Here is a 24,669-nt window from a genome sequence, read left to right on the forward strand (position 1 = left end):
CCGGCTGACCGGCCTGGTTGCCGGTGGCCGGTCAGGTCGGTCAGGCCGGTGATCGCGTCCGGTCAGTTGCCGCCGGGCTTGCCCTGGTTGTTGCCGCCGCCGGTGGCGCCGCCGGTCGGGGCCGTCGTCTGCGGGGACGTCGGCGTTTCCTTGGTCGGCGTCGGGGAGTCCGTCACCGTCTCGGTGGGCGTCGCGGTCGGGGACTCCGTCCCCGTCTCGGTCGCCGTCTCCGTGGGCGTCGGGCTGGAGGTGCGCGTCGGCCGGTGGGACGGCGGCTGCGTCGTCTCCTGGGTGGCGCCCCCGCTGCCCTGGTTCGGGTCCGTGGAGGTGTCCTGGCTCGGCGCGGTGGTCTGGCCCTGCGAGGTCTGCGAACTCGGCGACACCACGTCCTTGCCCGGGTCCTTCTTGTCCCCCGCCTGCCCGATGGCGAAGTACACGCCCAGCGATATGGCGAGCACCGCGGCCAGCACGAAGAGCACCGGCTTGAGCCACTTGTTGCCGCCACCACCGCCGCCGTGCTGCGGCTCGTGGTAGCCGCGCGTCTCGTCGGCCCCACCGCCCGCGGCGCCCAGCATCACCGGCCGGCTGAACTCCGCGGTGGTGCTGTTGCCCTGCCGGCCGATGGTCGCGCCGGGGGTACCCGCCGCGCCCGCCGACGGCCCGCCGGGGGAGGACTGCGGGACGACGCCGGTGTCCCAGACGTTGTTCCAGCCGCCCTGCTCCTGCAGCATGTGCAGCGCGTACTGCACGACGCCGAGCATCTCCTCGGCGCTCTGGAACCGGTCGTCCGGGTGCTTCGCGAGCGCGCGCAGCACCATGCCGTCGAGTTCCGGCGGCACCCGGTCGCTGACCGTGGACGGCACCTGCGGTTCGTCCTGCACGTGCTGGTAGACCACCGACAGCGGCGTCTCGCCGGTGAAGGGGGGCCGCAGCGCGAGCAGCTCGTAGAGCATGCAGCCGGTCGCGTACAGGTCGGAGCGGTAGTCGACCGCCTTGCCGAGCGCCTGCTCGGGGGAGAGGTACTGCGGGGTGCCCATGACCATGCCGGTCTGGGTCATGGTGCTGGCCGCACCGTGCAGGGCGCGGGCGATGCCGAAGTCCATGACCTTGACGGCGCCGGTGTTGGTGATGATGACGTTGGCCGGCTTGATGTCACGGTGCACGATGCCGTGCTGGTGGCTGTAGGCGAGAGCCTCCAGCACACCGGAGATGATGATCAGCGCCTGGTCGATGGGCGGCGCCTCGGCGCCGGTCAGCAGGTCGCGGATGGTGTGTCCGTCGACCAGCTCCATGACGATGTAGGGCACCGTGCCCGTGGGGGTGCGGTCCTCGCCGGAGTCGTACACCGCGACCACCGCGTGGTGGTTCAGCCCGGCGACCGACTGTGCCTCGCGGGTGAAGCGCGCCTTGGAGACCGGATCCTCGGCCAGGTCGGAGCGCAGCAGCTTGATCGCCACGATGCGTCCCAGCCGTACGTCCTCGGCCGCGAACACCTCGGCCATTCCGCCGCGTCCCAGCCGGTGGGTGAGCCGGTAACGCCCGTCACCGACCATTCCCTGGGCGCCCCACAATTCGGGAGAATCGGACGCTCCGGTTCCTGCGGTCGTCTCATGGGGGTCGACCATCAGTCCTCGCCGTCGCTTGTGCCTCGCCTTACAGGTTTTCTGGTCGGTCACGCTACCGTCTCCGGGGACCGCGGCGGGCCGCTCGTGTATGGGCCGTATGCCCATCAGGTGACGAGATGGTCACCAAACTTGACGTGCTCGCGCGATAAGCCAGACTTGGCGGGCAAGCTCGCGGGACGAGGGCCTTCTCTAGGGGGAAGCGGTACAGATGAGCAGCGGGGACGGCGCGCAGACCGGTTATGCGGGTCGCTCGGTCGGAGGCGGTCGCTACGTTCTGCGCGATCTCCTCGGCGAGGGCGGCATGGCATCGGTGCACCTGGGACACGACACGGTGCTGGACCGCCCGGTCGCCGTCAAGACGCTGCACACGAGCCTGGGGAACGAACAGTCCTTCCGCGAGCGGTTCCGCCGCGAGGCGCAGGCCGTCGCCAAGCTCAACCACACCAACATCGTCTCGGTCTTCGACTCGGGCGAGGACACCCTCGACGGCGCGATGGTCCCGTACATCGTCATGGAGTACGTCGAGGGCAAGCCGCTCAACGTGGTGCTGGCCGAGGACATCGCGCAGTACGGCGCGATGCCGGCCGAGAAGGCCCTGAAGATCACCGGCGACGTGCTGGCCGCGCTCGCCGTCAGCCACGAGATGGGCCTGGTGCACCGCGACATCAAGCCCGGCAACGTGATGGTGACCAAGCGCGGCGTGGTCAAGGTCATGGACTTCGGCATCGCGCGGGCCATGCAGTCCGGGGTCACGTCGATGACGCAGACCGGCATGGTCGTCGGCACCCCGCAGTACCTGTCGCCCGAGCAGGCGCTGGGCCGCGGCGTCGACGAGCGCTCCGACCTGTACTCCGTCGGCTGCATGCTCTTCGAGCTGACGACCGGGCGCATCCCCTTCGAGTCCGACTCGCCGCTGGGCATGGCCTACCAGCACGTGCAGGAGATCCCGCCCGCGCCGTCGCAGTACAACCGGGCGATCACCCCGGGGGTGGACGCTCTCATCGCGCGGGCCCTGAAGAAGAACCCCGCGGAGCGCTTCCCGACCGCCGACGCCATGCACGACGAGCTGGAGCGGGTCGGCGCCTCGGGGCAGGCCGGCACCACCCCGCTGATCATCGGCGGCGGTCCGCCCGCCCACAGCCGCGGCGAGGGCGTCTCCGCGACGGTCTTCCCGCCCGTCCAGGGCGGTCTGCACACCCCGCCGCCGAACGTCCACAGCCCGTACCAGACGCCCGCGCCGCAGCACAGCGCGTACGGTCCCGGCACTCCGGCACCCGCGACCCCGGCCGCGTACGGCTACCCGCAGCAGGTCCAGCACCAGGCGCCGCAGTACCAGACGCCGGCTCCGACGGCCGGCTACCCGCAGCAGGTGCAGCCGCACGGCCCGGCCGGACACGGCGGCGGTACCGGCGGGAACAGCGGCGGGCGGTCGAACCGCGCCGTGCTGATCGGCGCCACGGTGGCGGTGGTGGTCGTGGCCCTGATCGTCGGCCTGATCATCGCGAACCGGGACGACAAGGACAACACCGCCAACAAGGACCCCGACCCGACCCCGTCGACCAGCCAGTCCAGCCAGGCCGTGCCGGGAGCCTCCAGCGGCGGCACGTCGCCGTCGACCGGGGGCAACGACGGCGGGATCGTCCAGGGCGACAAGACCCGGACGCTGGAGTCGTCGGCGTGCACCGGGGCCACCCAGGGCTTCACCAACACGGACCCCAACGTGGTGCTGTTCCCGCAGTTCAACACCAAGTACCGGGACTCCGTCGAGGCGTGCCTCAAGGCCGCCGGATGGAAGTACACCGTCAAGTACACGAACGAGCAGCAGTGGGGCAAGGGCGCGGTCGTCGACCAGACGCCCAAGGCGCTGGCGGACTACAACGTCACGCAGAAGAACGACGCAAGCAAGATCACCATCTGGGTCTCCACCGGCAAGGGCGCCAGCTGAGCGGACGACGACCTCCGAGCAGCGGACCCTCGGACCGGCGGACCTGCGGAAAGGGCCCGGCACACCTGGTGTGTGCCGGGCCCTTCGCCGTTCGCTGCCGCTGTCGCCTGTCGGCGTTCGTTAGAGGTACGGGCCGGAGCGCGCGTTCGGGTGGCCGCCCTCGTCGTCGTCATGGCCGCCCGCACCGGGCGGGAGCGCGCGGCGCATCTGCTCCAGCTGGGCCCTGGCCGCCATCTGCTGGGCGAACAGTGCCGTCTGGATGCCGTGGAAGAGGCCCTCGAGCCAGCCGACCAGCTGGGCCTGCGCGATGCGCAGCTCGGCCTCGGTCGGGATCGAGTCGTCGTTGAAAGGCAGGGAGAGTCGCTCCAGCTCCTCCACCAGCTCGGGGGCGAGACCGTCCTCCAGCTCCTTCACGGAGCTGGCGTGGATCTCCTTCAGACGCACGCGGCTCGCCTCGTCGAGAGGCGCCTGCCGCACTTCCTCCAGAAGTTGCTTGATCATGCTGCCGATGCGCATGACCTTCGCCGGCTGTTCCACCATGTCTGTCACCGGGACCTCGCGCGATTCCTCGCCGCCGCCAGGGGTGCCGCCGAGCGCCATTCCGTCCGGCCCCATGATCAGGACCTGCGGGCTCTCCTGCGACCGTTCGTTCATCGGCATCTCCATGCCGCCATTCTCTCGCACACCGCGTTCTCCTGAAGGTGTGCCCCCTGGCGCGGCTGATCCACCACGTCAGAGGGCATACGTTTCTTCATTTGACCAGTTCGGGCCGGTCGTCAGCGGCTCACGAGGCCTCGCGGCGCGACAGCGAGGTGCGGGACCGGGTGACCAGGGCCGCCAGCAGTGCCGCGCCCAGCGGGACGGCGACGATCAGGGCCGCCAGCGTCGGCCACGGCACGACGATCGGGAGGTGCGGGGGCGTGGTCTGGCCGCCCCAGCCCCGGTCCAGCGCCTCGTGGTAGAACTTCAGCTGCTGCCGCTCCTCGGCCTTGCGCAGCCCGATCGCGGGCAGGACGCCCGCAGCCGAGCCGAGGACGACGCCCATCACGGCCACCACCCCGCACTGGAAGCCGGACAGCGTCCTGCGGACCCGCGGATCCGCGCCGATCGCCGCCAGCGTCTTCAGGTCGGGCTCGGCGTCCGCCTGGGCCAGGCCGGTGGCGATGCCCGCGGCACCGACGGTGACCAGGCCGGCGAAGACGGTCAGCGCCAGCAGGACGATGTTGTTGTCGCTGACGTACCCCCGCTCGACGTAGAGGTCCGGGTCGGCGCCCAGCTTGGCGAGATCGTCGTCCAGCGCCTGCCGCTGCTCGCTGCTGGGCGCCTTCTCGTTCACGAAGTACGAGCCGTAGGGAACGGTCATCAGCCCGGCGGCCTGCGCCGTGGCGGGCGTCATGAGGGCGCGCACGCCGTAGGACTCCGTGCCGTCCTTGGCCACGTACGTGGGGAAGGACTTCAGCGGGCCGACGGGCTCCTGGCCCTCGGCGACCGGCTTCGAGGAGTCCTCGATGATCCGGAAGGTCAGCCGGTTCTTCTCCACGTAGTGCTTGTCGAAGAGCACGGTGTGGTTCGCCGCCAGCGCCTGCTCGGCCCCGGGGTCGTGGATGCCGAGCGCGTGCAGCACTCCGGCGTCACCGACCAGCACGTCGGAATCCGTGGTGATGGCGCTGGGGTGGTACGTCCGGGCGCAGCGCCAGTCCGTGGCCAGTTTCCGGCGCTCGGCCACGCTGAACCGCGTCTCGTTGTCCGGCCCGTCCGTGGGGCACGCGTTCGCCGGGGGGAGGATCATCTGCACCCGGCCGCAGCCGGGGTTGTCGCGGTACATCGTGCAGGACTTCTTGCCGACGACCAGCCGGGAGACGTCCGCGCGGGCCGAGACGGGGAAGCGCTTCTCGACGGCCGCCCGGACCCCGTCCAGGTCACGGCCCTGCTCCCGCTCGATACTGATCGTGGTGACACCGTAGGGTGCCCGTGCCTCGTACCCGTTGCGCGACTCCAGGTCGCTGCTGGCGGTGTACGTCGCCACGGCGACCGTGCCCGCGACGGCCGCGAGGACGGCGGCGACGGCCGGCGCCGTACGGCCCCGGTTGCGCACCGCGTCGCGGAGCGCGAGCCGCGGGGAGAGCGGCAGCCAGCCGCCGAGCCGTCCGAACATCCCGACGAGGGTCGGGGTGAGGGCGACGATGCCGAGTTCGGCGATGGCGGAGCCGCCGCCGACGGCGAGCACGTTGTCGGTCTTCGACGAGCCGAAGGCCGCGATGCCGGCGCCGAGGCAGACGGCGGCGAGGCCGAGCACCGGCAGCACCCGGTTGGCGTGCCGGACGCCGCGGCGGCCGGTCAGCGCGGCCAGCACGCTCTGCCGGGAGGCGACGATCGCCGGGACGATGGCGGCCATCAGCCCGGTGAGGATCGCCAGCAGCCCGATCCCGATGAGTTCGAGCGGGTGCAGCGAGATCCCGCCGAAGCGCGCGCCGACGTACTGCTCCAGCGGCTCGCGCAGCGCGTAGGTCAGCGCGAGTCCGAGCACCGTGCCGATGACGGCCGCGGCCACCCCGATCACCAGGCCACCGGAGAGCACGATCGCGCGGATGTGGCGGCGGTCGCCGCCGTTGGCACCGACCAGACCGAGCTGGCGGCGCGAGCGGCGGGCGCCGACGGCGAACGCGGGGCCGGCGAGCAGGCAGATCTCCAGCATCGCCAGGCCGACGATGGTCGCGCCGACGGCGAGCAGCGCGGCCCGCTCAGCGGTGCTGCCGCTGTAGTCGCGGTTCCAGTCGGGGTACTTGACGAAGAGCGGCACGGCGGACTCGGCCGGCGGGTCGAGCGTCACCGCTCGGGAGCGGACGACGACGCTCTTGGCGTTCGACTCCTTCACCATGTTCCACGTGAAACCACCGTCCAGGGCCACGAGGTACGTGGAGGACGTGCCCGGCCCGTCGCGTCCCGCCGCCTTCAGCGCCTTCGCGAGCGGCGCCAGGAAAGAGTCCGGCAGGGCGTTGATCTGCAGGGTCTTCAGCTCGCCGGGCAGGTCGTAAGCGCCGACGATCTTGTACTTGGTCGGCAGGTCGCGGGCGGAGACCGAGGAGCCGACGTACAGCCCGCTCGTCTTGAGGAACGCGTTGGTCGCGATGACCTCGTCCGGCGCGGCCGGGAAGCGGCCGCGGTCCAGCTCCATGATCCCGGCGGCCATCGGGTCGGAGGCCTTCAGCTCACGGATGTCGACGTCCAGCAGGCCGTACTTCGTGTGGACCTTGCCCGTGCCGGTGGAGTCCTTCAGCGACTTCGCCCCGGCCGGGATGGCGGCCGGCACATCGGCGTTGGCGCCGGGGCGGCCCGACACCAGGTGTCCCTCGGAGTTCTCGTTGACCAGCGCCTTGTTCTGGCCGTCGGGCGCCTGGTAGACCGGCTGGCCGTCGTATCCGGCGTCGGAGAGCCTGGCGTCGGCCGCGCCGATGTCGCGGGCCAGCTTCTGCTCGGCGGACAGCTGCGAGCTGCGGATGGTGATGTCCGCGGCGCTGACGCCCAGGATCGGCAGCGCGATCATGGCGAGGACGAGGAGGCTGCGCCCCTTGTAGCGCCAGGCGTCGCGCCGTGCGATCCGCACGGCGGCACGCCAGGAGTTGAGCCAGCCGTTCACTGAGCGACACCGCCGGTGAGCAGGGACTCGGCGGACGAGCGCAGCGTCGTGTCGACGACGGAGCCGTCCCGCAGGAACACCACCCGGTCCGCCCAGGCCGCGAACCGCGGCTCGTGGGTGACCAGGACGCCGGCGGCGCCCGCGTCGCAGCGGGCCCGCAGCAGCGCGAGCACCGACTCGCCGGTCTCGGAGTCCAGCGCACCCGTCGGCTCGTCGGCCAGGACCAGCCGGCGGTCGCCGACCAGCGCGCGGGCGATGGCGACCCGCTGCTGCTGGCCGCCGGACATCTCGTCCGGGAAGCGGTCGGCGAGGTGGTCGAGGTCCATCTCCTGCAGCGAGGCCAGCGCCTCGCGGCGGGCCTTGCGGGCGGAGGTGCCGTCCAGCTCGCGGGGTAGGGCGACGTTCTCGACGGCGGTCAGCGCCGGGATGAGGTTGTAGTCCTGGAAGACGTACCCGATGCTGCGGCGGCGCAGCGCGGCCATCTGCTTGCGGTTGGCGGTGGTGAGGTCGGTGCCCTCGACGAGCACCCGGCCCGAGGTGGGGAGGTCGAGTCCGCCCGCGATGGTCAGCAGCGTGGACTTGCCGGAGCCGGACGGGCCCATGACGGCGACGAGCTCACCGGGGAAGACGGACAGGTCTATGCCGCGCAGCGCGTGCACCTCGGTGGTGCCGCTGCCATGAACTCGGGTCAGCTCCTGCAACTGCAGGACGGGCTGATGCTCTTGGGCAGACATGGGTCGATCCCCCTGTGATCAGGTCTTTTGGGTCGGTCGGGTCAGTCAGGTCGGTCGGGTCACTGGTCGCTCGGCATGCGTGTGCCGGAGTGCCGGTGGGGCGCGGGGAGCGCGGTTTCAGCGGCGGCCGGGGCGCGAGCGCGCCAGGGCGCTCCGCAGTCCCCTGTCCTGCGCCGAGTCCTGCTGCTTCGGGTCCTTCAGGTCGGCACCTTTGTCGGCGGCGATCGCGCCGGCGAGCCGTACGAGACGGGTCTCCGCGTGGTCGAGCCAGCGGGCCTCGGCCTCCGCCTGGAAGATCAGCTGCTCGATGACGAGCAGCCACGCGACGTCGTCGCGGTTCTGGTCCTGCTCCAGGGCGACGAGCGCCTGGGCCTTCAGCCGGGTGTAGTCCTGCAGGGCCTGGAGGGTGTGGTGGCGCTGCGCCTGGATGACGGCGCGGATGTCGATGTCGGACGAGCCGACGGCCATCGCGAGCTTGATCGCCAGCTCGTTGCGCGGCGGGTTCGCGCGGTCCACCGGTGTGGAGAACCAGGTGCGCAGTTCGCTGCGTCCCTCATCGGTGATGGCGTACAGCGCGTGTCCGCCGTCGTCCTCCCCCGCCGGCACGACCAGGCCGTCGCGCTCCAGCCGGTTGAGGGTCGTGTAGACCTGGCCCACGTTCAGCGGCCAGGTGGAACCGGTGCGGGACTCGAACTCGGTGCGCAGCTGGAAGCCGTAGCGGGGACCGCGATCGAGGAGGGCCAGAAGGCCGTGACGGATCGACATACTGAGTATGTATACCGAGTATGGTCACGGAGAGCAAGGACGAGGGGGGCGGCGAGGCGGCCGATCAGGACCGGCGCAGGCGCAGACCCAGGAAGCCGAGACCGAGCCCCACCAGGGCCAGCCCCGCACCGAGCGGCAGCACGCTCACCGCGCGGCCCACGGGGTCCGCGGCATCCTGCTCGACGGCAGGAGCGTCCGTGACACGGGCCAGGACGGGCGCTCCCGGCAGCACCGGCGGCTTCTGCGGGGGGACGGGCGAGGTGGACGGCGCGGATCCCGCGGGGCCGTACTCCTCGGCGCCGTCGGCGCCTTCCGGCGGGCCATCGTCCGGGGGCTGGTACTCCGCCGCGAAGCGGTCCTCGTCGGAGCCGAGGTCGGCGCCGGGGTCGGAGTCGGCGTCGGAGTCGGTGACGGCCGAGGGGACGGAGTCGGACATCCCGTGCACCCCGCCCTGATGGCTCGGGACCGTCGCGCCGGGCTTCGGCTTCGCGGGCGTTTTCGGCTTCGCCGGGGTCGTCGGCTTCGCGGGCTTCGTGGGGGTCGCAGGCTTACTGGGCTTCGCGGGCTTCGTGGGCTGCGTGGTGGGCGGCCGCGGCTCGGCGGGCTTCGGGACGCCCGGCTGCTCCGGCTTCTGCGGCTTCTCGGGCTTCTCGGGCTTCGGGGACGCGGAATGCGGCGGCTCCGAGGGTTCGCCCGGCCCGGACGGCTGTTCGGGCAACTCCGGGGGCCGGGGTATCGGCGGGCGCGAAGGCTCGGGCGGCACGGGCGGCTTCGGAGGTCTCGGCAGCTCCGGCAGCTCCGGCCGCTCCAGCCGCGTCGGCGGTCGCGGCTGTTCCGGTCGCCGCGGAAGCCGCAGCGGCTTCCGCACCAGCCGGGGCAGCGCGGGAAGCGCCGTGGGCGGGGGCGCCGCGAGCGTGACCTCGTGCACCACCATCGCGCGCGCCTGTGCCGCCCACCCCGATCCGGCCGGCAGCAGCAGGAGCGCTCCGGCCAGTGCGGCTGTCGCCGCCACTCGCCCAACGGGTGCCGCACGCAAGACGCCCGCCCCTCTCAGCCGCCGACTCCACTGTGAAACAAAGCCTCACACAGGGGGTCAATTGCGGCATCTCGGGCGGGCGTCAGGAAGGGGACGTGGCCGGGCCGTCGCAGTGACGGGCCTCAGACCGTCAGCACGACCTTGCCGATGTGCGTACTGCCCTCGACGATCCGGTGCGCCTCTGCGGCGTCGGACATCGGGACCGTACGGTCGACCACCGGCCGCACCGTACCGGCCTCCAACAGCGGCCAGACGTGCTCCCGCACGGCCGCCACGATCGCGGCCTTCTCGCCCAGTGGGCGCCCGCGCAGCGAGGTCGCGGCGACCGCCACGCGCTTGGCCAGCATCTTGCCGAGGTTCAGCTCGCCCTTGGCGCCGCCCTGCAGCCCGATGATGACGAGGCGGCCGTTGACCGCCAGCGCGTCCACGTTCCGTTCGAGGTACTTCGCGCCCATGATGTCGAGGATCACGTCGGCCGAGACCAGCTCCGCGAAGTCCTGCTCGCGGTAGTTGATGAGGATGTCCGCACCCAGCTCCCGGCACGCCTCCAGCTTCTCCGCGCTGCCGGCCGTCACCGCGACCTTGGCGCCCACGGCCTTCGCGAGCTGGATCGCCATGGTGCCGATCCCGCTCGAACCGCCGTGGACCAGCAGCGTCTCGGCGGGGCGCAGGTGCGCGACCATGAAGACGTTGGACCATACGGTGCACGCGACCTCGGGCAGCGCGGCCGCGGCCACCAGGTCGACGCCCTTGGGCACCGGCAGCAGCTGCCCGGCCGGGACGACGACCTTCTGCGCGTAACCGCCGCCCGAGAGCAGCGCGCACACCTCGTCGCCGACCGCCCAGCCGGCGACGCCGGGGCCGAGCTCGGCGATCCGGCCGGAACACTCCAGGCCCGGGTAGGGGGACGAGCCGGGCGGCGGGTCGTAGAAGCCCTGGCGCTGCAGCAGATCGGCACGGTTGACGGCGCCGGCCACGACCTCGACCAGGACCTCGCCCGCGGCGGGTACGGGATCCGGGACCTCGGCCCAGACGAGCGCCTCGGGTCCGCCGGCTTCGGGGATGGTGATCGCATACATGCTGGCGAGGCTACTCCCCGGTCGGCAGGTCGGGGCCCGCGCGATGGATGGCGATCAGGCGGTCGGCGAACTGCAGCGTCCCCACGTCCGGATCGTCGAAGCTCAGCAGCCGGTGGCCGCGCTTGATGGAGACGACGAGGTCGGACACGTCCCGCGGCGCCTTGCCCACCTCGGCCTTGGTGACCGGCCGCTCAATGAGGTCGAGCCCGCTGCCGTAGGTGATCAGGTCGTCCATCACCTGCCCCACGCTCGGGCTGAGCATCGACAGGCCGAGCAGCCGGCCGGCGGCGCTGGAGCTGGTGATCACCGCGTTGGCGCCGGACTGGCGCAGCAGCGGGGCGTTCTCCTCCTCGCGCACCGAGGCGACGATGTTCGCCCGCTTGTTGAGCTGACGCGCGGTCAGGGTGACGAGCACGGCGGTGTCGTCACGCTGCGCCGCGATCACGATCTCCTTGGCGCGCTCGGCCTCGGCGCGCAGCAGCACGTCGTTGCGGGTCGCGTCGCCCACCACCCCGACGAAGCCCTCGGCGGTGGCCGCCTGGACCACCTTCGGGCTGGGGTCGATGATCACGATCTTCTCGACCGGGATCCCCCGGCCGAGCAGCGTCTGCGCGGCGGACCGGCCCTTGGTGCCGTATCCGACGATGACGATGTGGTCGCGCAAGGTGGACCTCCAGCGTTTGAGCCGCCATTGCTCGCGGGTGCGCTCGGTGAGCACCTCGAGGGTCGTGCCGACCAGGATGATCAGGAAGATGACGCGCAGCGGGGTCACCAGGAAGACGTTGCACAGCCGCGCGCTGACGCTGTAGGGGACGATGTCGCCGTAGCCGGTCGTCGAGAGCGTGACCGTCGCGTAGTAGAGCGCGTCGAGGAACGAGACGGCGTCGTCGGCGTTGTCGTGGTACCCGCCGCGGTCCAGATAGACGATGAGGACCGTGGCGAGCAGCACCAGCAGCGCCATCGCCAGCCGCCGCGAGACCTGCACCAGCGGGCCGATGGCCTGCCGGGGGAACATCACGCGGTAGGCCGCGCTGCCCGGGTGGTCGTGGTCGGCGCGGTGGCCGCCGCGGTGGAAGACCGCGGCGGAGTCGTCGCCCTGGCCGTCACCCTGGTCATCACTCTGGCCGTCGGTGGAATCCGTGGGGTCGGCGGGGTCGTGGGTGCCGGGGTCCCTGTCCGCCCGGCCCGCGGCGGCGTCGTGGCGGGGCAGTTTCAACGGACTTCACCTCGTGGCTCTCGGCGCTCTCGTGACGGTCGAACCGCCGTCCCTGGTGCTTTCGGTGTCCCCGGAACTCCTGGTGCCCCCGCCGGCACCGGCATCCCAGGTATGCCCGCCGGCACCGGTATGCCCGCTGTCAGCAACCCGCCGTCCCCCAGCCCAGGTCGAGCACGGCCGTCTCCTGCCCCGCCACCGCGCCGCCGGGCGGGATGACCGCCAGCCCGTCGGCGGTGGCCAGGCCCCGCAGCATGGCGGGCCCGTGGAAACGCAGCGGGACGACGGCCGATTCGTCGTCGAAGACGACCGGCACCAGGCGGGTGTCGGTCGGATGGCCGGGCACGTCGGCGGTGAGCGCCGCGGTGTACGGGGCCGGGACCGGACGGCCCGCGAGCATGCGCAGCAGGGGCGCGACGAGGGTGACGACGCCGGAGACCGCCGCCAGCGGATTGCCCGGCAGCCCCACGAGATGGCCGCCCGCGGGGAGTTCGGCCAGCAGCATGGGGTGGCCCGGACGGACGGCGACGCCGTCGACCAGCAGTTTCGCGCCCAGCGTGTGCAGGACGGGGTGGACGTGGTCGACCGGCCCGGCGGCCGTCCCGCCGGTGGTGATCAGCAGGTCGGCGGTGGTGCCGCCGATCGCGCTCATGAGCGCGTCGACCTCGTCCACGACGCGCCGGGTACCGATCACTTCGGCGCCGAGCGCCTCCAGCCACGGGGCCAGCATCGGGCCGAGGGCGTCGCGGACGAATCCGGCGTGGGGCAGTCCGTGGTCGAGCAGCTCGTCGCCGAGGACCAGCACCTCCACCCGGGGGCGGGTGATCACGCGCAGCTCGTCGTACCCGGCAGCCGCCGCGAGGCCCAGCACGGCGGGCGTGACGACGACACCGGGGGAGAGCAGTTCGTCTCCCCCTCGGCACTCCTGGGCGCGCGGGCGCACGTCCTGGCCGGGGGTGGGCGCTCCGCGGGTGGCGTGCAGCAACTCGCCGTCGGTGCGCCGTTCGGTCCTGCCGTGCTCGTTGCGGATGATCGCGGTGGCGCCGGGCGGGAGGGCCGCGCCGGTCGCGATCGCGATGGCGTGGCCGTCGAGCAGCGCCACGCCGGGCCGCTGGCCTGCGAGGAGCTGCCGGCTCTCCAGCCGCCAGGGGCCGGGGCCGGCCACGGCCCAGCCGTCCATCGCCGAGGTGTCGAAGGACGGCAGATCGGTCAGCGCGGTGAGCGGGGCGGCGAGCGCGTACCCGAGCGCGCCGGCGAGCGGCCGGCTGACGGCGGGCAGCCGCCGGCCGGCGGCGCGCGCGGCCCTGCGGGCCTCGGGCCAGGTGAGGTCGTGGGGGCGGGGCGGGGGCTCGGTCCGGGCGCCGGGCCCGGATTCCGGCGCTGATTGCTTCGCGGGCTCGGGGCGTTGCGCGTCGTCGGCGTCGAGCCCCGCGGTGGCGAGGGGGTCGAGGCTGTCGGGGCCGGGGGCTCGGTCGGCACTTCGTCCGGTGCCGGTGCCGGTGCCGGTGCCTGCTCCTGCGCCTGCGCCGGTACCCCTGCCTGCGCCCGTGCCCGTGAACGTTCCGCTGTGCGTGCCGCCGCTTCCGGCCGCGTACGCCTGGGGGGACCTGCCCTCGTTGGCGAGCAGCAGGGCTTCGCCCATCGCGTTGAGGGCGGCCTCCTCCTGATCCGTCATCCGGCCGGGCTCCCTGCCTGGGAGGGGCCGGTATCACCGGACCCGGTGTCGCCGCCCTTGGCGGTCTCGGCGGGCTTGGCTTCCTTGGCCGCCTCGGCGGACCAGCGTTCGGCGAGTTCGGCCGCTTTGCGGGCGGCGTTGCGCACTTCCTCGGGGCCGCCCCCGGACTGGGCGGCGGCGTAGCCGACCAGAAACGTGGTCAGCGGTGCGGCGGGGCGGGCGACACCATGCGCGGCATCACGGGCGAGGTCGAGGAGGACCGTGGTGTCGACCTCGAGCTCGATCCCCAGTTCGGCCTTGGCTGCGGCGATCCATTCATCCAACACAGGCCCATCGTCCCCGATGCGGCGCCCATCGCCGCGCAGGCTCACCCCTGCTCCAGTCGCGCCCGTGCGACCGCGACGTCGTCCCAGGTGTCGCAGTCGAAGGAATCCGAACCCGAGGGGTCCGGCAGCCGGTGCAGCCGCAGCTCCTCGGCGAGCAGTCGCAACGGCAGCCCGGCGAGCGTGCCGTGCTCGGTGGCGACCAGCGCCAGCCCCCGGCGCAGGGACTCCGTCCGGTAGGCGGCGGCCAGCGGCTGGTCCCGGCCGGACGGGTCGGTCAGCACGACGCCGTCCGCGTCCGCCGCGTCCCGCAGCGCCTCCCGCAGCGCGTCCGCCGTCGCCCGTGTCAGGAACGGCATGTCGGCGGCGAACACCAGCACCGTCTCCGCACCCACCCGCACCAGACCGGCGGCGAGGGCGGGCAGCGGTCCGCCGCCCGCCGGCTCCTCGCGGGCCCACAGGACCGGCCGCGCGGTGGCTCTGCGCGGACCGACGACCACCGTGTCGACAGCGCCCTCGCAGGCTTCCAGCACCCGGTCGAGCAGCGGGCGCCCGGCGACGTCGAGACCCGGCTTGTCCGCCCCGCCCAGGCGCCGGGCGGCGCCGCCCGCCAGCACCACGGCGTCATGTGCACTCATACCGCGCAGTATGCCGTGACGCCCCGCCGGACGGCCCCGCCCGGCCCCCGAACCCGGGCCGGGCCGGCGCCCTCAGACCGCCGCGAGCAGCACCGCGGGCTGTTCCACGCAGTCGGCGACGAACCGCAGGAAGCCGCCCGCCGTACCGCCGTCGCACACCCGGTGGTCGAACGTGAACGACAGCTGGACGACCTGACGGACGGCCAGCTCCCCCTGGTGCACCCAGGGCTTGGCGGCTATGCGGCCGACTCCGAGCATCGCCGCCTCGGGGTGGTTGATGATCGGCGTCGAGCCGTCGACGCCGAACACCCCGTAGTTGTTGAGGGTGAACGTGCCGCCGGTGAGGTCCGCGGGCGTGAGGCGGCCGGTGCGCGCCGCCTCGGTGAGCCGGGCCATCTCCGCCGACAGCTCCCTGGTGGTCCGTGTCTGGGCGTCCTTGACGACCGGGACCATCAGCCCGCGCTCCGTCTGCGCGGCGAAGCCGATGTGCACGGCGGGCAGCCGCACGATCTCGTTCCGCTCGGTGTCGACGGTGGAGTTGAGCTCGGGGTACCGCGCCAGTGCCGCCGTACAGATCCGCGCGAACAGCGCGAGCACGGAGACCTTCGGTCCACCGCCGGCGTTCATGGCCGCCCGGGCCGCGAGCAGCTCCGTAGCGTCGGCGTCCACCCAGCAGGTGGCGTCCGGGATCTCCCGGCGGCTGCGGCTGAGCTTCTCGGCCACCGCTCCGCGGATCCCGCGCAGCGGCACCCGCTCCCCCGCCACGGCGGCGGCCGGTGCGGCCGTCGTCGCCGGGGCTGTCGCGACCGGTGCGCCCGCCGCGGCGACCGCCCGCTCCACATCCGCGCGCAGGATCAGCCCGTCCGGTCCCGACCCCGCCAGCGACCGCAGGTCGAGCCGGTGCTCCCGCGCGATCCGCCGCACGAGCGGCGAGATGACCGCCACGGGGCCGTCGACGCGCACTGCTTCCCGTACGGGGGCAGGGGCGGGGACGGGTTCGGGCGCAGGTTCGGGCGTGGGCGTGGGCGTGGGCTGTCCCGCCGGTGACGGGTGCCGGTCGGCGCCCGTCGGCCGGACCCGGCGGCGGCGCGCCCCCGGCGCAGCCGTGCCGTAGCCGACCAGGACGTTGCCGGATCCCTCGGCCGCGGCTCCCGCGGCGGACGCGGCACCGCCGCCCGGGGCGTCGGAACCCAGCGCGGAACCGACCGCCACCGTGATCAGGGGACGGCCCACGGCCAGCGATTCGCCCTCCGCGCCGTACCGGGCGGTGACGACCCCGCCGTAGGGGCACGGGACCTCGACCACGGCCTTGGCCGTCTCGACCTCGACGACCGGCTGGTCGATGGCGACGACCTCGCCGACCTGCACCAGCCAGCGGACGATCTCCGCCTCCGTCAGCCCCTCTCCCAGGTCCGGGAGGGTGAACTCCTTCACGACGGCCATCAGCGCTCCTCCCACTGGAGCCGGCCGACCGCGTCCAGGATCCGGTCCACGCTGGGCAGGTGGTGCCGCTCGACCATCGGCGGCGGGTACGGGATGTCGAAGCCGGCGACCCGCAGGACCGGTGCCTCGAGGTGGTGGAAGCAGCGCTCGGTGACCCGGGCCGCGATCTCCGCTCCCGCGCCGCCGAATCCGGCGGACTCGTGCACGACGACCGCCCGGCCCGTCCTGCGCACGGCTGCCGCGACCGTCTCGTCGTCGAAGGGGACCAGACTGCGCAGGTCCAGGACCTCCAGGTCCCAGCCCTCCTCGCGGGCCGCTTCCGCGGCTTCGAGGCAGACCGGCAGGGAGGGGCCGTACGTGATGAGGGTGGCACCGCTTCCCTGGCGCCGCACCACGGCGCGCCCTATGGGCTCCACCGGTGCCGGATCGTCCGGGTTCCACTCGTCCTTGGACCAGTAGAGCCGCTTCGGCTCCAGGAAGACCACCGGATCGTCCGAGGCGATGGCGGCCCGCAGCAGCCCGTACGCGTCCCCGACCGTCGCCGGGGTGACCACGTGCAGGCCGGGGGTGTGCAGGTAGTACGCCTCCGAGGAGTCACTGTGGTGCTCGACGCCGCCGATGCCGCCGCCGTACGGCACCCGGATCGTGATCGGCAGCGGGACCGCCCCGCGGGTGCGGTTGCGCATCTTGGCCACATGGCTGATCAGCTGCTCGAAGGAGGGATAGGCGAAGGCGTCGAACTGCATCTCGACGACCGGTCGCAGCCCGTACATCGCCATCCCGACCGCGGTGCCGAGGATCCCGGCCTCGGCGAGCGGGGTGTCGGTGCAGCGGGTCTCGCCGAACTCCTTGGTGAGGCCGTCCGTGATGCGGAAGACGCCGCCGAGCGCGCCGACGTCCTCGCCGAGGACGTGGACGGACGGGTCCTCCGCCATGGCGTCCCGCAGCGCGCGGTTGAGCGCCTGCGCCATGGTGGCGGGCTTGCGCGCGGTGGCGGCGGGGGCGGTCGCTGTGCTCATGAACCGGCTCCGGCGTGCTGGGTGTGGTCGGTGTGCCCGCCGTCGCGTTCGGCGTCGAGCTCGGCGCGCAGCATCGCCGCCTGCTCCCGCAGCTGCGGGGTCGGCTCGGCGTAGACGTGCGCGAAGAGGTCCATCGGGTCCAGCAGCGGTTCCGCGTTCATCCGCTCGCGCAGGTCCGCGGCCATCTTCTCGGCGGCTTCCTCGGTGACGTGCCGCAGCGTGTCGTCGAGCAGACCGCGCTCGTTCAGCTCGCGCTCCAGCAGGGTGATCGGGTCGTGGTCGCGCCAGGCCTCGACCTCGGCCTCGTCCCGGTAGCGGGTGGCGTCGTCGGCGTTGGTGTGCGCCTCCATGCGGTACGTGATGGCCTCGACGAGGGTCGGTCCGCCGCCCGCGCGGGCCCGGTCCACGGCCTCGGTGAGCACCTGGTGCACGGCGACGACGTCGTTCCCGTCGACCATCCGGCCCGGCATCCCGTAGCCGACCGCCTTGTGGGCGAGCGAGGGGGCGGCGCTCTGCTTGTCGAGCGGCACGGAGATGGCGAAGCCGTTGTTCTGCACGAGGAAGACGACCGGCGCGTTCCAGACGGCCGCGAAGTTCAGCGCCTCGTGGAAGTCGCCCTCGCTGGTGCCGCCGTCGCCGACCATGGCGAGCGCGACCACGTCGTCGCCCTGGAGGCGGGCGGCGTGCGCGAGGCCGACCGCGTGCGGCAGTTGGGTGGCCAGCGGGGTGCTCAGCGGTGCCACGTGGTGTTCGCGGGGGTCGTAGCCCGTGTGCCAGTCGCCGCGCAGCAGGGTGAGCGCCTCGACGGGGTCCACGCCGCGGGCGATGACGGCGAGGGTGTCGCGGTAGCTCGGGAAGAGCCAGTCCTGCGGGCGCAGCGCCATCGCGGCGGCGACCTCGCAGGCTTCCTGACCCGTGCTGGAGGGGTAGACGGCGAGCCGGCCCTGCCGGGTCAGCGCGGTGGCCTGCCGGTTGTACCGGCGGCCGCGCACGAGCTGGGCGTAGAGCTCGGTGAGCAGCGCGGGGTCGAGCTCGGCGGCGTCGGGGGTGCCCAGCAGCCGGAACGGCACGGTCTCGGGCAGCAGCGGCGTGGCGTCGATGGGGGGGCGCTGGGGTCCCCCATGCCTGTGGCCAGGAGCGGGTTTCTGGTCCATGACGGTCATCGCGAGCACCTCCTCGTAGGTTGGAGGACGGATCACGCCCTCCCAACCGATTGTTCGGTTGTCGGAGGCATTTTGGCCACAGGTGCGTTCAGCCTGTGGACAAACGGTTCTCCACAGCCTGGAATGGAGCCAGTCCGTCCATGGTAAGGAGGTTCGGGGGCATGCCGCGAGAACAGATGGCCGAGCCCGATCCGCACAGTCGCCCCCTCGATTCCATCGACCGGACGATTCTGCGGCTGCTGCAGGAGGACGGGAGGGCCTCGGTCCGCTCGGTGGCCGAGCGCGTGCACGTTTCCCGGGCGAACGCCTATGCACGGATCAACCGCCTCATCGAGGACGGCGTCATCCGCGGGTTCACCGCGCGGGTGGACCACGAACGCGCCGGGCAGGGCGCGTCCGCGTACATCACCCTCAAGATCGTTCAGAACTCCTGGCGGACGGTCCGGGAGACCCTCCTCACCCTTCCTGGCGTGGCCCACATCGCCCTGGTGAGCGGGGATTTCGATGTGCTGATGCTGGTGCACACCGCCGACAACCGCAGCCTCCGCGAGCTGGTCCTGACCCGCATCCAGGCCATACCGGAGGTGCTCAGCAGCCGGACGCTCCTGGTCTTCGAGGAGACCGACCTCGTCGTCGGCGACTGAGCCATCCCGGCTACGCCAGGGGGCTGCCCGTCCCGCTCAGCCGCCGTACTTCTTCAGGAAGGCGGTGACCTTCGCCCAGTTCTCGGCGTCGTCGAGCATCGAGACCCCGTGATGTGCACCGGTCACGATGTACAGAGCGTTCTCCTTGGCCTTCGCCGAGGACTTGCTGAGCGCCTTGGTGGACTCGGCGAACGCGGTGTCCCCGTCCGCCGCCATGTAGAGGATCGGCGCGGTCAGCCCCGGGACGGCCGCCGCGGCGTCCATCTGCCCGTACTGCTCGGGCGCGGAGAGCGAGACGACCGCGTCCGCCGGCGGCTGCACCTTCGCGGCGGCCGTGAGCACCGAGGTGCCGCCCTTGGAGGCACCCATGAGCACCAGCTTCTTCGCACCCTTGGAGCGCAGCAATTGGGCGCCCGCGACGACCTCGGGGACCTCGGTGCCGTTGGAGTCGATCGCCAGCACCCGGTAGCCGCTCTTGACCAGCTCCAGCGCCTTGGGCACCCACTGGCAGACGTTTCCGTCCGACTGGTGCGCGAGCACGATGCCGGTGGTGCCGGTGCCCGCCAGGTAGCCGTCCACCGCGTTGCCGTCGGTGTCCTTGAAGTTGATCGAGCCCGCCTTGGCCTGGGCCTCGGTCAGGCAGTCGAACGTCTTCACCGTGGCCGTCGGGGACGGCTCCGCCGTCGCCTTCCCGCCGCCGCCGTCGTCTCCGCAGGCCGTCAGCAACAGGGGAAGCGCGGTGGCCAGGGCCGTGGCGGCGATCGCGCGGAGGGTCCGGGTACGTCCAGGTGAATACATGGCTGGATCGTGTCGGCGGCCCCGCGCGGAGGTCAATGGTCTGGACCTCACGGTTCGGCTACGTGCGCAGCCCCTCGAACGCCAGGCGTACGGCGGCGTCCGCGACGTGCTTCCCGTCGAGCGCCCCCTTGGCGTCGGGCCGGTACCACTCCACGATGGAGTTGATCATGCCGAAGAGCAGCCGCGTCGCCAGCCGGATGTCCATGTCGGAGCGGAGGTCGCCCTCGCTCGCGGCGGCCTTCAGCAGGTCGGACACCCGCTGGTCGAACTCCCTGCGCCGCTCCATCGCCCAGCGCTCGGTGCCGGTGTTCCCGCGCACCCGCAGCAGCAGGGTGACGTAGGGCAGCTCCTCCATGAGCACCTCCGCGGTACGGCGGGTGACGTACTCCAACCGCTCGATCGCCTGCCCCTGCCGTGCCCGCGGCTCCTCCAGGATGCCGAACAGTCCGTCCAGGGCCCGCCCGACGGCACGTTGGAGCAGCTCCTCCTTGCCGCGCACATGGTGGTAGATCGAGGACTTGGAGATCCCGGCGGCGCGGGACAGGTCCTCCATGGAGGTGCCGTCGTAGCCGCGCTCGTTGAACACCTCGACGGCGACGGCGAGCAGCGTGTCGGGGGTGTACGTGTCCCTCTTGACGCGGGGACTGTGGGGCTCGGCCATGGTCACGATTAGAGCAGCTTCCCTTCGGAGGCCCCACGGCGGCGCAGCAGTGCCGACGGGGCGTAGCGGCCACCGGGGCACGCATCGTGCAATTCGGACAGGAACACGCTCACCCAGTCCGCGCTGAGGCGGTCGCCCCACTCCAGCGGGCCGATGGGGTAGTTCACGCCCCGCCGCATCGCGGTGTCGATGTCCGCGGGCGAGGCGACGCCCTTGGCGACCGCGTCGGCGGCGAGGTCCACCAGCATCGCCACCGTGCGGGCGACGATCATGCCCGGGACGTCCTCGATCACGCTGACCTGCTTGCCCAGCGCCCGGAACAGCCCGACGGCCGCCCGGACACCCTCCGGGTCCACGGTGTCGGCGGGCGCCAGGGCGATGCGGGTGGCGGCCCGGTAGTCCAGCGCCAGGTCGTAGTGGATGACGTTGTCGCCGTACTCGAAGGCGTAGCCGCCCTGGGCGAGGAAGAGCGTCACGTCGTCGAGAACGATCGCGCCCACGCCGTCCTCCTCGCGCTCGACGGCGATGCCCGCCTCCTCCATGAGGGCGACGAGTTCCTCCGCCGGCCCCAGGTCCCCGCTCACCGTCACCCACTCCGGCGCGGGCGCGGGCGGCGCCGTCGCCGGGAGCGGCCGGTCCTGCTCGTCCCCGTACCGGAACCAGCCGCGCCCGGACTTCCGGCCGAGCAGCCCGGACTCGACGAGGCGGCGCTGGGCGAGCGACGGCGTGAACTTGGGGTCGTGGAAGAACGACTCCCAGACGGAGCGGGTGACGGCCTCGTTGACGTCCTGGCCGATCAGGTCGGTCAGCTCGAACGGCCCCATCGCGAACCCGCCGCACTCGCGCAGGACCGCGTCGATGGTGGCGGGGTCGGCGACGCCCTCCTCGTGGAGGCGGAAAGCCTCGGCGTAGAAGGGGCGGGCGACCCGGTTCACGATGAACCCCGGGGTGTCGGTGCAGCGCACCGGGGACTTGCCCCACGCGGCGGCGGTCGCGTACGCGGTGTCCGCCGCGTCCTCGTCGGTGGTGGCGGCGGAGACCACCTCCACGAGGGGGAGGAGCGGCGCGGGGTTGAAGAAGTGCAGGCCCACGAAGCGGCCGGGGCGGCGCAGAGCGCCGGCGACGGCGGTCACCGAGAGCGAGGAGGTGTTGGTGGCGAGCAGGCACGCGTCGTCGACGACGTCCTCCAGCTCGGCGAAGAGCCGCTGCTTGGCCGGCAGGTCCTCGATGATCGCCTCGATGACGAGCGCGGCGTCGGCCAGCTCGCCGAGGGCCCCGGCCGGGGCGAGCCGGGCCAGCGCGGCATCCCGTTCGGCCGCGTCCATCCGGCCCTTTTCGGCCAGCCGGGCGAGCCGGGCGGCCACGGCGGCCGCACCGCGCTCGGCACTGCCGGGAGCGGCGTCGTAGAGCCGTACGCGATGGCCGGCGACCAGTGCTACCTGGGCGATTCCCTGACCCATCGTGCCGGCGCCGATGACAGCGACGGTGCGGGTTCGATCAAGCGCGATCATGATGCCGACTGCTCCTCGCCAAGTTGTCCACAGCTCCGGCCGCCCTCTTGAACCGACCGAACATTCGGTTAATCTAGCGGTGTTCCCCTACCCAGCCCAGCTCGACGAGGAGTTGGTCCCCATGGCCGCCGATCTCACCGCTGTCCCGTTGATCGAACGGCATCGCGGCACTCTCGACAAGGCACTCGAAGCGATCAGGACGCGCGAGTTCTGGTCGCCGTACCCCGAACACCCGAAGGCCTACGGAGACGGAGCCGAGGGCAAGGGCGCGTTCGACGCGCTGCTCGGACAGCGCTTCCCGCTCGACCAGCCCGGCACCGACGAGTGGACCGGCCGCGAGACCTCGCCCTACGGGATCGAGCTCGGGGTCGAGTACCCGCACCCGGACATCGAGGTGCTGCTCCCGGCGATGCGGGCGGGCATGCCCGCGTGGCGGGACGCCGGCCCGGAGCTGCGGGCGATGGTGTGCCTGGAGATCCTGGCGCGGATCAACGCGCGGACCAACGAGTTCGCCCACGCGGTGATGCACACCTCGGGCCAGGCCTTCACGATGGCGTTCCAGGCCGGCGGCCCCCACGCGCAGGACCGCGGCCTGGAAGCCGTGACCTACGCGTACGCCGAGCAGGTCCGTACGCCCGACGCGGCCGAGTGGGTCAAGCCGCAGGGCAAGCGGGACCCGCTGCGACTGCAGAAGACCTTCACAGCCGTCCCCCGCGGCATCGCCCTGGTGGTCGGCTGCAACACGTTCCCGACGTGGAACGGGTACCCGGGCATCTTCGCCTCCCTGGCGACCGGCAACGCCGTGCTGGTCAAGCCGCACCCCCGTGCCGTACTGCCGCTCGCGCTGACCGTCGCGGTCGCCCGTGAGGTGCTGGCCGACGCGGGCTTCGACCCCAACCTGGTCGCGCTGGCCGCCGAGCGGCCCGGCGAGGGGCTGGCCAAGACGCTCGCCGTCCGGCCCGAGATCCGCATCATCGACTACACCGGCTCCACCGCCTTCGGCGACTGGCTGGAGGCCAACGCCCGCCAGGCGCAGGTCTACACCGAGAAGGCGGGCGTCAACACCGTCGTCGTGGACTCGACGGACAACTACAAGGGGATGCTCGCCAACCTGGCCTTCTCGCTCTCCCTGTACAGCGGCCAGATGTGCACCACCCCGCAGAACCTGCTCATCCCCCGGGACGGCATCACCACGGACGCGGGCCACCGGTCGTACGACGAGGTGGTGGCCGACCTGGCCGCCTCCGTCGAAGGCCTGCTCGGCGACGACGCGCGGGCCAACGCGCTGCTGGGCGCGCTGGTCAACCCGGATGTGAAGGCGCGGCTGGAGGCGGCGCCCTCGATCGGCGAGGTGGCCCTCGCCTCCCGTGCCGTCACCCACCCGGACTTCCCGGACGCGACGGTCCGCACCCCGGTGCTGGTGAAGCTGGACGGGGCGAAGCCCGACGCCCAGGCGGCGTACCTGACGGAGTGCTTCGGACCGGTCTCCTTCGCCGTCGCGGTCGACTCCACGGCCGACGCGGTGGAGCTGCTGCGCCGTACGGTCCGGGAGAAGGGCGCCATGACGGTCGGCGGCTACACCACCTCGCCCGAGGTGGAGCGGCTGCTGGAGGAGGCGTGCTGGGAGGAGTGCGCCCAGCTCTCGCTGAACCTGACCGGAGGGGTGTACGTCAACCAGACGTCGGCCTTCTCCGACTTCCATGGTTCGGGTGGCAACCCGGCGGCCAACGCGGCGCTGTGCGACGGGGCCTTCGTGGCCGGCCGCTTCCGCGTCATCGAGGTGCGCAGGCCCGCGTAGCGCGGGCGCGTACCGCACCGGCCCCAGTCCAGCCCCGTCCCGAGTTGCCCTGTCACTCCGGACGGGGCTCCCCGGCCCGCTCGGCGCGGTGCGGGCAGTGCCGTCCGGGCCGTGCCATCCAGGCAGGTCGGCGCCCTGGCGGGGCGGCTCCTCCGGCGCCGTACGCTGAGGCCATGACGGAAGCGGAAGACGAGGCCGGGCGTGCGGCACGGCAGTGGCACGAGGCGGCCCCCGGCGCCGTTCTGCTCGACGGCTTCCATGCCCTCAAGCACGCGCTGCGCTTCGGCGCCGAGGTGCGGCTCGCGCTGACCAGCGACCGGACCGCCACCCTGACGCTGTCCGAGGAGCTCGCGGACGATGTGACCGAGCGGCTGCGCGCGATCCTCGTCGAGGTTCCAGGACAGGTGCTGCGCGAGCTGCTGCCGCGCGTCCACCCGACCGGTGTGGCCGCGCTCGCCGTCAGGCCGAGCGCCGGCACCAACCTCGGCGTCCTGAACGCGGCGCCGCGGCGGTCACCGGTCGTGGTCCTCGACAACCCGCGCAACCTCGGCAACATCGGGGCGGTGATCCGGCTCGCCGCCGGGTTCGGCGCGACCGGCGTCGTCACCACCGGGGACATCGACCCCTGGCACCCGAACGTCGTGCGCGCGAGCGCCGGCCTGCACTTCGCCACCGCGGTCGAGCGGCTGGACCTCCCCGACCTGCCGCCCGGGCCGCTCTACGTCCTGGACCCGGAGGGGAAGGACATCAGGTCCGTGAAGATCCCGGACGACGCGCTGCTCGCGTTCGGCTCGGAGCGGCACGGCATCTCGCCGGAGCTGCGCGGGCGGGCGACCGAACTGATCGCGGTGCCCATGCGCCCGCACGTCTCCAGCTTCAACCTGGCCACGACGGTGGCGATGGCGCTCTACCACTGGCTGCCGGAACCGGGCACCGGGCTCCTCTGACAGCGGTAGCCCCCG

The 24,669-nt window shown here is 72.6% G+C and carries 19 protein-coding genes and 1 pseudogene; 4 read left to right on the plus strand and 16 right to left on the minus strand.

Annotated elements, in window-relative coordinates:
• Positions 1 to 62: 62 nt before the first annotated feature.
• A complete protein-coding gene (locus tag ABZ721_RS25770) occupies positions 63 to 1,625 on the minus strand; it encodes a protein kinase (protein WP_358791071.1) in 1,563 nt (520 codons plus the stop codon).
• A 208-nt stretch (positions 1,626 to 1,833) separates the two neighbouring features.
• Here ABZ721_RS25770 and ABZ721_RS25775 point away from each other — a divergent pair, with 208 nt between their 5' ends.
• A complete protein-coding gene (locus tag ABZ721_RS25775) occupies positions 1,834 to 3,570 on the plus strand; it encodes a protein kinase (RefSeq protein WP_358791072.1) in 1,737 nt (578 codons plus the stop codon).
• Between the two features lie 120 nt (positions 3,571 to 3,690).
• On the opposite strand, the gene ABZ721_RS25780 is transcribed toward ABZ721_RS25775, so the two are convergent.
• The 12 genes and pseudogenes from ABZ721_RS25780 to pdhA form a co-directional block, all read right to left on the minus strand.
• The gene (locus ABZ721_RS25780) at positions 3,691 to 4,236 is read right to left on the minus strand and encodes a bacterial proteasome activator family protein (protein ID WP_358791073.1); all 546 of its coding nucleotides are present in this window, start codon (positions 4,234 to 4,236) and stop codon (positions 3,691 to 3,693) included.
• A 118-nt stretch (positions 4,237 to 4,354) separates the two neighbouring features.
• On the minus strand, positions 4,355 to 7,207 hold the full coding sequence (locus ABZ721_RS25785) for an ABC transporter permease (RefSeq protein ID WP_358791074.1): 2,853 nt from the start codon (positions 7,205 to 7,207) through the stop codon (positions 4,355 to 4,357).
• Positions 7,204 to 7,941 carry an ABC transporter ATP-binding protein gene (locus tag ABZ721_RS25790; RefSeq protein WP_358791075.1) on the minus strand — a complete coding sequence of 246 codons (738 nt, stop codon included), beginning with the start codon at positions 7,939 to 7,941 and terminating at the stop codon, positions 7,204 to 7,206. Before ABZ721_RS25790 ends, ABZ721_RS25785 begins: the two co-directional genes overlap by 4 nt.
• Before the next feature lie 117 nt (positions 7,942 to 8,058).
• Positions 8,059 to 8,706, minus strand: a complete 648-nt coding sequence (locus ABZ721_RS25795) for a PadR family transcriptional regulator (RefSeq protein WP_358791076.1) — start codon at positions 8,704 to 8,706, stop codon at positions 8,059 to 8,061.
• A gap of 64 nt (positions 8,707 to 8,770) precedes the next feature.
• Positions 8,771 to 9,718 (minus strand): hypothetical protein, encoded by a 948-nt coding sequence (locus ABZ721_RS25800; RefSeq protein ID WP_358791077.1) that lies wholly within the window; start codon positions 9,716 to 9,718, stop codon positions 8,771 to 8,773.
• Between the two features lie 146 nt (positions 9,719 to 9,864).
• Positions 9,865 to 10,821 (minus strand): NAD(P)H-quinone oxidoreductase, encoded by a 957-nt coding sequence (locus tag ABZ721_RS25805; RefSeq protein ID WP_358791078.1) that lies wholly within the window; start codon positions 10,819 to 10,821, stop codon positions 9,865 to 9,867.
• Positions 10,822 to 10,831: 10 nt separating this feature from the next.
• A complete protein-coding gene (locus tag ABZ721_RS25810) occupies positions 10,832 to 11,836 on the minus strand; it encodes a potassium channel family protein (protein WP_358791150.1) in 1,005 nt (334 codons plus the stop codon).
• A 340-nt stretch (positions 11,837 to 12,176) separates the two neighbouring features.
• Positions 12,177 to 13,709: a molybdopterin molybdotransferase MoeA gene (locus tag ABZ721_RS25815; RefSeq protein WP_358791079.1), complete on the minus strand. Its 1,533-nt coding sequence runs from the start codon at positions 13,707 to 13,709 to the stop codon at positions 12,177 to 12,179.
• Positions 13,706 to 14,670 (minus strand): annotated as a pseudogene (locus ABZ721_RS25820) (NTP transferase domain-containing protein). The gene ABZ721_RS25815 and the pseudogene ABZ721_RS25820 overlap by 4 nt, the downstream one beginning before the upstream one ends.
• Before the next feature lie 72 nt (positions 14,671 to 14,742).
• Entirely contained in the window at positions 14,743 to 16,113 is a 1,371-nt protein-coding gene (locus tag ABZ721_RS25825; RefSeq protein WP_358791080.1) for a dihydrolipoamide acetyltransferase family protein, read from the minus strand.
• Positions 16,113 to 17,132: an alpha-ketoacid dehydrogenase subunit beta gene (locus ABZ721_RS25830; protein ID WP_358791081.1), complete on the minus strand. Its 1,020-nt coding sequence runs from the start codon at positions 17,130 to 17,132 to the stop codon at positions 16,113 to 16,115. Before ABZ721_RS25830 ends, ABZ721_RS25825 begins: the two co-directional genes overlap by 1 nt.
• Positions 17,129 to 18,295, minus strand: a complete 1,167-nt coding sequence (gene pdhA / locus ABZ721_RS25835; RefSeq protein ID WP_358791151.1) for a pyruvate dehydrogenase (acetyl-transferring) E1 component subunit alpha — start codon at positions 18,293 to 18,295, stop codon at positions 17,129 to 17,131. Before pdhA ends, ABZ721_RS25830 begins: the two co-directional genes overlap by 4 nt.
• A 161-nt stretch (positions 18,296 to 18,456) precedes the next feature.
• Between pdhA and ABZ721_RS25840 the strand changes: the two genes are divergently transcribed.
• Positions 18,457 to 18,939, plus strand: a complete 483-nt coding sequence (locus ABZ721_RS25840; protein ID WP_358791082.1) for an Lrp/AsnC family transcriptional regulator — start codon at positions 18,457 to 18,459, stop codon at positions 18,937 to 18,939.
• A gap of 36 nt (positions 18,940 to 18,975) precedes the next feature.
• Here the strand turns inward: ABZ721_RS25840 and ABZ721_RS25845 are convergent, their stop codons facing one another.
• The 3 genes from ABZ721_RS25845 to ABZ721_RS25855 are packed head-to-tail and all read right to left on the minus strand — an operon-like array spanning position 18,976 to position 21,909.
• A complete protein-coding gene (locus ABZ721_RS25845; RefSeq protein WP_358791083.1) occupies positions 18,976 to 19,737 on the minus strand; it encodes a hypothetical protein in 762 nt (253 codons plus the stop codon).
• A 58-nt stretch (positions 19,738 to 19,795) separates the two neighbouring features.
• Positions 19,796 to 20,398: a TetR/AcrR family transcriptional regulator gene (locus ABZ721_RS25850; RefSeq protein ID WP_358791084.1), complete on the minus strand. Its 603-nt coding sequence runs from the start codon at positions 20,396 to 20,398 to the stop codon at positions 19,796 to 19,798.
• A gap of 8 nt (positions 20,399 to 20,406) precedes the next feature.
• Positions 20,407 to 21,909: a 3-hydroxyacyl-CoA dehydrogenase gene (locus ABZ721_RS25855; RefSeq protein WP_358791085.1), complete on the minus strand. Its 1,503-nt coding sequence runs from the start codon at positions 21,907 to 21,909 to the stop codon at positions 20,407 to 20,409.
• Between the two features lie 121 nt (positions 21,910 to 22,030).
• Between ABZ721_RS25855 and paaN the strand changes: the two genes are divergently transcribed.
• Together paaN and ABZ721_RS25865 are read left to right on the plus strand one after the other, a co-directional pair.
• Positions 22,031 to 23,707 carry a phenylacetic acid degradation protein PaaN gene (paaN, locus tag ABZ721_RS25860; RefSeq protein ID WP_358791152.1) on the plus strand — a complete coding sequence of 559 codons (1,677 nt, stop codon included), beginning with the start codon at positions 22,031 to 22,033 and terminating at the stop codon, positions 23,705 to 23,707.
• Positions 23,708 to 23,880: 173 nt separating this feature from the next.
• Positions 23,881 to 24,654: an RNA methyltransferase gene (locus ABZ721_RS25865; RefSeq protein WP_358791086.1), complete on the plus strand. Its 774-nt coding sequence runs from the start codon at positions 23,881 to 23,883 to the stop codon at positions 24,652 to 24,654.
• Positions 24,655 to 24,669 lie beyond the last annotated feature (15 nt).

This window comes from Streptomyces sp. NPDC006733, assembly GCF_040636125.1.
Classification (GTDB): domain Bacteria; phylum Actinomycetota; class Actinomycetes; order Streptomycetales; family Streptomycetaceae; genus Actinacidiphila.